This window comes from Brachybacterium sp. p3-SID957 (assembly GCF_025144775.1).
Lineage (GTDB): Bacteria > Actinomycetota > Actinomycetes > Actinomycetales > Dermabacteraceae > Brachybacterium > Brachybacterium epidermidis.
The window spans coordinates 1-8,062 of sequence record NZ_JALXKT010000093.1; the positions used below are offsets into that span (position 1 = coordinate 1).

The 8,062-nt window shown below is 66.5% G+C and carries 6 protein-coding genes; 1 reads left to right on the top strand and 5 read right to left on the bottom strand.

What is annotated here, in order from left to right; translation table 11 throughout:
* From M3B01_RS14080 to ngcE, 3 genes are all read right to left on the bottom strand, one after another.
* Nucleotides 1-905: carbohydrate ABC transporter permease (locus M3B01_RS14080; protein ID WP_396123385.1), on the bottom strand; the 905-nt coding region annotated here is incomplete at its 3' end.
* Complete coding sequence (locus M3B01_RS14085) at nucleotides 902-1,828, bottom strand: carbohydrate ABC transporter permease (protein WP_396123386.1); 927 nt, start codon at nucleotides 1,826-1,828, stop codon at nucleotides 902-904. The genes M3B01_RS14085 and M3B01_RS14080, both read right to left, overlap by 4 nt.
* Before the next feature lie 92 nt (nucleotides 1,829-1,920).
* Nucleotides 1,921-3,369: an N-acetylglucosamine/diacetylchitobiose ABC transporter substrate-binding protein gene (gene ngcE / locus M3B01_RS14090; protein ID WP_259793117.1), complete on the bottom strand. Its 1,449-nt coding sequence runs from the start codon at nucleotides 3,367-3,369 to the stop codon at nucleotides 1,921-1,923.
* Nucleotides 3,370-3,600: 231 nt separating this feature from the next.
* Here ngcE and M3B01_RS14095 point away from each other — a divergent pair, with 231 nt between their 5' ends.
* Nucleotides 3,601-4,407 carry a general stress protein gene (locus M3B01_RS14095; RefSeq protein ID WP_259793119.1) on the top strand — a complete coding sequence of 269 codons (807 nt, stop codon included), beginning with the start codon at nucleotides 3,601-3,603 and terminating at the stop codon, nucleotides 4,405-4,407.
* Nucleotides 4,408-4,522: 115 nt separating this feature from the next.
* Here M3B01_RS14095 and tuf read toward each other — a convergent pair whose 3' ends face one another.
* Both tuf and fusA read right to left on the bottom strand, forming a co-directional pair.
* Nucleotides 4,523-5,710, bottom strand: coding sequence for an elongation factor Tu (gene tuf, locus M3B01_RS14100; RefSeq protein WP_193864427.1), 1,188 nt, complete (start codon nucleotides 5,708-5,710; stop codon nucleotides 4,523-4,525).
* A gap of 129 nt (nucleotides 5,711-5,839) precedes the next feature.
* On the bottom strand, nucleotides 5,840-7,987 hold the full coding sequence (fusA, locus tag M3B01_RS14105) for an elongation factor G (RefSeq protein WP_259793121.1): 2,148 nt from the start codon (nucleotides 7,985-7,987) through the stop codon (nucleotides 5,840-5,842).
* Between the last annotated feature and the right edge of the window lie 75 nt (nucleotides 7,988-8,062).

Genomic DNA, 8,062 nt, shown 5'->3' on the forward strand with positions numbered 1-8,062 from the left:
ACGCCGCCCTGCAGCTGGCGCTGGAAGATCACGTAGACCACCAGCACCGGGATCACGGTGATCACCACCGAGGCGAACATGCCGCCCCAGTCCACGCGGTAGCCCTGCTGAGCCTGCAGGTTCACCAGACCCTGGGCGAGCACGTGGTTGCTGCGCTCGCGGTTCAGCACCAGCGGGAGCAGGAACTGGTTCCACAGGCCCAGGAAGTTGAAGATCGCGACCGAGGCCAGGCCGGGCTTGGCCATCGGGAGCATGATCTGGAAGAAGGTGCGGAAGTCGCCCGCCCCGTCGATCGCGGCGGCCTCGCTGATCTCCTCCGGGAGGCCGGAGAAGAAGGCGTGCAGGAAGAACACGGTGAACGGCAGTGCGAACGCGACGTAGGAGAGGATCAGGCCCACCAGGCCGAGCCTCCCGTCGAGCAGCCCCATGTTGTTCAGCACGAAGAACAGCGGCACCACGGCCAGGAAGACCGGGAACGTGAGACCGGCGATCATCGAGAAGTAGATGATCCGGTTGCCGGGGAAGGGGAACCGAGCCAGCACGTACGCGCACATCGCGCCCAGCAGCATCACGATGATCAGCGCTGAGCCGACCACGATGATGGTGTTGAGGAAGTACTCACCGATCCGGGCCTCGGTCCAGGCGCGCGAGTAGTTGTTCCACTGCATCTGGGCGGGGGGCCCGAAGGGGTCGGTCTGGATCTCGGCGGAGGTCTTGAACGAGGTGTAGACCGTCCAGACCAGGGGCAGGATCACCAGCAGCGCCCACAGGCCCAGCACCACGTGGTGCATGAAGGTCATCCCGCCCTCACGCTTGGCCGCGGGACGATCACGACGGCCCCGGCCGCCGGTGACCTCGAAGGAGGAGGCCCCGCGCGCATCGAGCGAGGAATCGGTGGTGGTCATCGGTCTGCCTTCTTGGGCCGGATCAGGGTGATCACCACGACGGCGACCACCATGGTCACCAGCGCCATGATCACGCCCATGGCGCTGGCCTCACCGAAGCGGCCGTCGGAGAACGCCGTCTGGTAGAGGTGGAGTGAGACCACCTTGGTGCTGTTGTTCGTGCCCCCGTTCGGGGTCATCACGGAGACGAAGGTGAAGGCGTCCAGGGCGAAGATGCCCATGTACACCAGCGCGGTGGAGACGCTGTCGCGCACCATCGGTGCGACGATCTGCACGGCGGTGCGGAAGCGGCCGGCGCCGTCGATGCGCGCGGCCTCCAGCACCTCCTGGCCGATGGACTTGATGGCGGCCACGAACAGCACCATGTAGAAGCCCACGAAGGTCCAGATGATCGCAAAGGCCACGGCTGCCAGGGCGTAGCGCTGGTCGCCGAGCCAGGCGGTGTTCACCGCGGGAATGGGCGAGCTGCCGGTGAAGCGGGTCAGCAGGTCGTGCGGGAGGTTCAGCAGGCCGTTCAGCAGACCGCCATTGGGGTGGTACACGAAGTTGAACAGGATCCCGGTGATCACTGCGGGGATCGCGTACGGGAAGAAGCTCACCACCCGGTAGAAGCCCGCGCCTCGCACACCGCGCACGCCCCCACGGGTGTCCCCGCCGATCGTCACCATCACCGCGAGCGCGAAGGCCAGGACGATGGTCACCGTGGGCAGGACCGCCAGCAGCACCAGGTTGTTGCGCAGCGACTTCCAGAACACCGGGTCGTTGAAGATGCGCTCGTAGTTGCGAAGGCCGATGAACTCCATGGACGGCGACAGTCCCGACCAGTTCGTCAGCGAGTAGTAGAAGGACTGCACGAACGGCGAGACCACGAACAGGATGTACACGGCCAGCGGGAGCCCCAGGAACAGCAGGAAGAACAGCATCCGCTGCACCGTGGGCACCCGCCGCCGGCGGCGGCGAACGACCTTGTCAGCCGTCGCCGCCGCCTCACCGAGTCCGGAGACCGGAGCTGCTGTCACGAATCGACCTCGAACTTGGTCACGGCGTCGTCCTCGCGCACCCGGTCGATCATGGCCTGCTCCTGCTGGCGCAGGGTCGCAGCGTCGATGTCACCCTTCAGGAAGCTGGTCCAGCTGGTGATGGAGTCCGACCCCAGTCCGTACCAGTCCGAGAAGTTGTAGGTGAAGGTGTTCTCGCCGGCATCGGAGATCATCTTGTTGACCGAGGCCAGCGCGTTGGAGCCGAAGCCGTCCTCGGGCACGGTGTCCTTGACCACGGAGGGCGCCTTGGTGAGCTCGGCGAACTTCGCGCCCTGCTCCTTGGAGAGCATGATGCGCAGGAACTCGGCACCGCCGTTGGGGTTGTTGCCGCCGGAGGGAACGAAGTACTGCTCCGCCGCGGTGCCGTGGAACGCCTCATGCGGCATCGAGCTGCCGTCCAGGGACGGCACCGGGGCGCCGGTCATGGCGTAACCCTCGGGGGTGACATCGGCCTGCTCGTTCTCGATCCAGGAGCCGGAGGGGTAGAACACGGACTTGCCCTGCACCCAGCTGGTCTGGGCGTCGGTGTGCTTGATGCCCTCGCCGCCCGGCTCGAAGTAGCCGGCCGCCACCGCCTCGGCCATCGCGTCGTACGCCTGGACGATGGCGTCCTGCTCGAACGCGCCCTCCTCGAGCTTGTCGATCTTCTTGAGGACCTCGGGGCCGCCGAACTTGGCGGCCATCGACAGGGCCATCTCCTGATAGTAGTTCGAGGCGTTCTGGCCACCGTAGGAGAACAGGTAGCGCCCCTCACCCTTGACGGTCTCGCCGAGGGTCATGAGCTCCTCCCAGGTCTGCGGGACGGACCAGCCCTTCTCCTCGAACTCCTTGGCGGAGTACCACAGTGCGAACACCGTATACACGTAGTTCATGCCCAGGAACTTGCCGCTGAACATGCCGGGCGAGGTGACGCCGGGAAGGAGGTTCTCCTCCACCGTGCCCTCGCCGTCCACCATCGGGGCGGCGAGCAGGTCGCTGAGGTCCTGCAGCTGCGGGACCAGGCCGTCGATCGCGAGCTTCTGAGCACCGGAGTTGTCGAAGACGTCCGGCGGGTTGCCACCGGCGAAGCGGGGCTGCAGGTCCGGCTGGATGTTGACCGTGCCCGCGACCTCGACGTCGGCGTCGGGGTACATCTCCTTGTACTGCTCACCGGCGGACTCGGCATAGGCGATGCCGTAGCCGCCATCGAAGATCACGGCCTCGACGGGCGCGGCGGCGTCCACACCCAGCGGGTTGTCCTCGGAGGCGTTCTCGCCGGCGAGGGAACCTCCGCCATCCGACTCGTCGTCACCGCCGCCACCGCCGCCTCCGGCGCAGGCTGCCAGGGTTGCCGCCGAGGCACCGGCGCCGGCAAGGGCGAGGAAGCTGCGGCGGGATGCACCGAGACGCTCCAGCGGCGTCATCGAAGTGGTCTGCTCGTCCATGAGTCCTTCTTTCGTCTTTGAAATGCGCGATGCGCTGTCGGCGCCGGACACACGGTGAGCACCAGCTGCTCGCCGTCGCGCCGCCTGCGCCCAGGGTAACGCCCGCACTGCGCGATGTTGCATGAATGCGCCGCCGAACGATCACGACTTCGTAACTCCCTCCGGCGCGGACCGCACGCGCTCCCAGCCTGCTCCACAGCTGCGAGCAGGTGGCCGGTCTAGCCTGTCGCCATGACACAGCCGAAGAACTCCCCACTGAACTCACAGCTGTTCCGCCTCGAGTACCCGCGGTCCCTGGGCACCTACGCCACCTATGCGGAAGTCCAGGCCGTCGTGGACACCCTGGCCGACAAGCAGTTCCCCGTCCAGCACACCCTGATCGTGGGCACCGACCTCAAGCTGATGGAGCGCGTCACGGGCCGACAGACCTGGGGACGGGTGATCCTCGGAGGCATCCTCAGCGGTGCGTGGATGGGCCTGTTCATCGGCATCCTGTTCGCACTGTTCGCCCCCCAGCCGCAGGTCACGGTGATCTCCTCGGTGCTGATCGGCATCGTGTTCTTCACCATCTGGTCCGTCATCGGCTACGCCGCCAGCGGAGGGAAGCGCGACTTCACCTCGATGACCTCCACCATTCCCATGCAGTACGAGCTGCTGGTGGAGCACCGCCACGCTGATGAGGCGCGCCGCCTGCTGGTGGAGGAGGGGGCCGCCCAGCCCTTCCCCCGACAGAGCGCAGCCCCTCTCCCCCACGCGGAGCTGCCGGGCCAGCCCCCCGAGGGCCAGTCCCACCAGGGCCGGCCGCACCAGGGCGGGCCGCCCGCTGACGGCTGGGGGCACACGCAGGCGCAGCCCGGCAACGACCGGGGCCGACACGCACAGGGGCGCTACGGGCAGCCCGCGGCGGACGCACCCGCCGATCCTGGGTCCGAGCGCAGCAGGCCCACGAATCGCCGCAGCTTCGGACAGCCCGCGCCGCAGGATCCGGTCGTGCCGGAGCACCCCGGGGACGAGAACCCGGGACAGCCGGAGCGCTGAGCTCCCCGCTGCCGCCCCCGAGCATGCGGGAAGGCCCCGGACCGTACCGGTCCGGGGCCTTCCTCATGCAGCGTCCGCTGGACGCATCACGGATGCGGGGCGCGCCCCGCAGCGATCACTTGGTGATCTTGGTGACGCGGCCGGAGCCCACGGTGCGGCCACCCTCACGGATGGCGAAGCCGAGGCCCTCCTCCATGGCGATCGGCTGGATCAGCTCGACCGACATCTCGGTGTTGTCGCCGGGCATCACCATGTCAGTGCCCTCGGGGAGGGTGATGACACCGGTGACGTCGGTGGTGCGGAAGTAGAACTGCGGGCGGTAGTTCGAGTAGAACGGGTTGTGACGGCCGCCCTCGTCCTTGGACAGGATGTAGACCTGCGCCTCGAAGTTGGTGTGGGGGGTGATCGAACCCGGCTTCACGACGACCTGGCCGCGCTCGACGTCCTCACGCTTGGTGCCACGCAGCAGCAGGCCGCAGTTCTCGCCGGCCCACGCCTCGTCCATCTGCTTGTGGAACATCTCGATACCGGTGACGGTGGTCTTCTGCGCCGGACGGATGCCGACGATCTCGACCTCCGAGTTGATGCCGAGCTTTCCACGGTCCACCTTTCCGGTGACCACGGTGCCGCGGCCCTGGATGGTGAAGACGTCCTCGATGGGCATGAGGAAGGGCTGGTCGAGGTCGCGGACCGGGTCCGGGATGGACTCGTCGACGGCGTCCATGAGCTCCTCGATGGACTTGACCCACTTCTCGTCGCCCTCGAGAGCCTTCAGCGCGGACACCTTGATGACGGGAGCGTCCTCGTCGAAGCCCTGGCCGCCCAGCATCTCGCGGACCTCCATCTCGACGAGCTCGAGGATCTCCTCGTCGTCGACCATGTCGGCCTTGTTCAGCGCGGCGAGCAGGTAGGGGACGCCGACCTGCTTGGCGAGCAGCACGTGCTCGCGGGTCTGGGCCATCGGGCCGTCGGTGGCGGCGACCACGAGGATCGCGCCGTCCATCTGAGCAGCGCCGGTGATCATGTTCTTCACGTAGTCGGCGTGGCCGGGGGCGTCGACGTGAGCGTAGTGACGCTTCTCGGTCTGGTACTCGATGTGCGACACGTTGATCGTGATGCCGCGCTGCTTCTCCTCGGGCGCGTTGTCGATCGTGTCGAAGTCACGCTTCTCGTTCAGGTCCGGGAACTTGTCGTACAGGACCTTCGAGATGGCGGCACTCAGGGTGGTCTTGCCGTGGTCGACGTGACCGATGGTGCCGATGTTGACGTGCGGCTTGGTCCGCTCGAACTTGGCCTTCGCCATGGTGGTGTCCTCCTAGGACTTCTTATCTCTGGGTACTTCTGGATCGGGATCGGATTCCTGCCCCGGTGGCAGGCTCCGACGGAGAGGAGGGGGAGCAGGAGAAAGATCCTACCCGCTCCCCCGGCTCCCTCACTCGCCCCGGGTCTTCGCGATGATCTCTTCCGAAATGCTGGAGGGGACCTCCGCGTAGCTGTGGAACTGCATCGTGTACATCGCACGGCCCTGGGTCTTGGACCGCAGGTCGCCGACGTACCCGAACATCTCCGACAGCGGGACGAGAGCGCGGACGATCTTGACCCCGCTCGCATCCTCCATCGACTGGATCTGACCTCGACGGGAGTTCAGATCGCCGATGACATCTCCCATGTACTCCTCGGGGGTGCGCACCTCGACGTCCATGAGGGGCTCCAGGAGCACGGGCTGGGCCTTGCGCAGGGCCTCCTTGGTCGCCATGGAGCCGGCGATCTTGAAGGCCATCTCCGAGGAGTCCACGTCGTGGTAGGCGCCGTCGATCAGCGAGGCCTTGACGTTGACCACCGGGTAGCCGGCAAGGATGCCCGACTGCAGGGCGTCCTGGATGCCGGCGTCGATGCTCGGGATGTACTCGCGCGGGATGCGACCGCCGGTGACGAGGTTCTCGAACTCGTAGAACACGCCCTCCTCGGCCTCGGTCAGCGGGGCATAGGTGATCTGCACCTTGCCGAACTGGCCGGAGCCACCGGTCTGCTTCTTGTGCGTGTAGTCGAACTTCTCGACGGTGCGCTTGATGGTCTCGCGGTAGGCGACCTGCGGCTTGCCGATGTTCGCCTCGACCTTGAACTCGCGGCGCATGCGGTCCACGAGGATGTCGAGGTGCAGCTCACCCATGCCCTTGATGACGGTCTGGCCGGTCTCCTCGTCCAGCTCGACCTGGAAGGTGGGATCCTCCTTGGCGAGCTTCTGGATCGCGACGCCGAGCTTCTCCTGGTCGCCCTTGGTCTTGGGCTCGATGGCCACCGAGATGACCGGCTCCGGGAAACTCATGGACTCCAGCTGGATCGGCGCGGAGGGATCGCACAGGGTGTCCCCCGTGGTGGTGTCCTTCAGGCCGATGAACGCGTAGATGTGGCCCGCGAAGGCCTCCTCCACCGGGTTCTCCTTGTTGGAGTGCATCTGGAACAGCTTGCCGACACGCTCCTTCTTGCCGGTGGTCGCGTTGAGGATCTGATCGCCCTGCTTGACCTGGCCGGAGTAGACGCGCACGTAGGTGAGCGCACCGAAGAACGGGTGCGAGGCCACCTTGAAGGCGAGCGCGGAGAACGGCTCGTTCCAATCGGGCTTGCGGGAGAGCTCCTTCTCCTCGTCCTTGACATCGTGGCCCACCATCGCAGGCACGTCCAGGGGCGAGGGCAGGTAGTCGATCACGCCGTCGAGCACGGGCTGGACGCCCTTGTTCTTGAAGGCGGAGCCGCAGAAGACGGGGTACGCTTCGGAGCTCACGGTGAGCTGACGGATGCCAGCCTTGAGCTGCTCGACGGAGAGGTCGCCCTCCTCGAGGTAGGCCTCCATGAGCTCCTCGGAGCTCTCGGCGACGTCCTCGACCAGCTTGGCGCGGTACTCGTCGACCTTGTCCTGCAGCTCGCCCGGGATCGGGATCTCACGCTGCCACTGGCCCAGGGCCGGATCGCCCTTCTTGGCGCTGATGGCGGGCAGGTCCTCCTCGAGGGTCTCGGGCCACTCGTAGGCCTTCATCTCGACGAGATCGACCACACCGCGGAAGTCGTTCTCCGCGCCGATCGGGACCTGCATCACCAGCGGCTTCGCCTTGAGGCGATCCACGATGGTGCCAACGGTGAAGAAGAAGTCCGCACCGAGCTTGTCCATCTTGTTGACGAAGCAGATGCGCGGGACGTCGTACTTGTCGGCCTGGCGCCACACCGTCTCGGACTGGGGCTCCACGCCCTCCTTGCCGTCGAACACCGCGACGGCCCCGTCGAGCACGCGCAGCGAGCGCTCCACCTCGACGGTGAAGTCCACGTGGCCGGGCGTGTCGATGATGTTGATCTGGCTGCCGTGCCAGTAGCAGGTGGTCGCGGCGGAGGTGATGGTGATGCCGCGCTCCTTCTCCTGCTCCATCCAGTCCATGGTGCCCGCACCGTCGTGCGTCTCGCCCATCTTGTAGTTGACACCGGTGTAGAACAGGATCCGCTCGGTGGTGGTCGTCTTGCCGGCGTCGATGTGCGCCATGATGCCGATGTTGCGGACCTTCGTGAGGTCACTGAGCACTTCAAGTGCCACTGGCTTGTGCCTTTCTGGAGAACTGGGTCTGGTCGACAGATCCGGGAAGCCGGTGAGGAGGGCCGGGGGCCCCCC

Coding starts and splice junctions, on each gene's coding strand:
- M3B01_RS14085 (WP_396123386.1), bottom strand. CDS start 1,828: ATGCTGTTCTTCCTGCTGTTCCTGGGGCTCCCGCTGGCCGTGTACATC.
- ngcE (WP_259793117.1), bottom strand. CDS start 3,369: ATGGACGAGCAGACCACTTCGATGACGCCGCTGGAGCGTCTCGGTGCA.
- M3B01_RS14095 (WP_259793119.1), top strand. CDS start 3,601: ATGACACAGCCGAAGAACTCCCCACTGAACTCACAGCTGTTCCGCCTC.
- tuf (WP_193864427.1), bottom strand. CDS start 5,710: ATGGCGAAGGCCAAGTTCGAGCGGACCAAGCCGCACGTCAACATCGGC.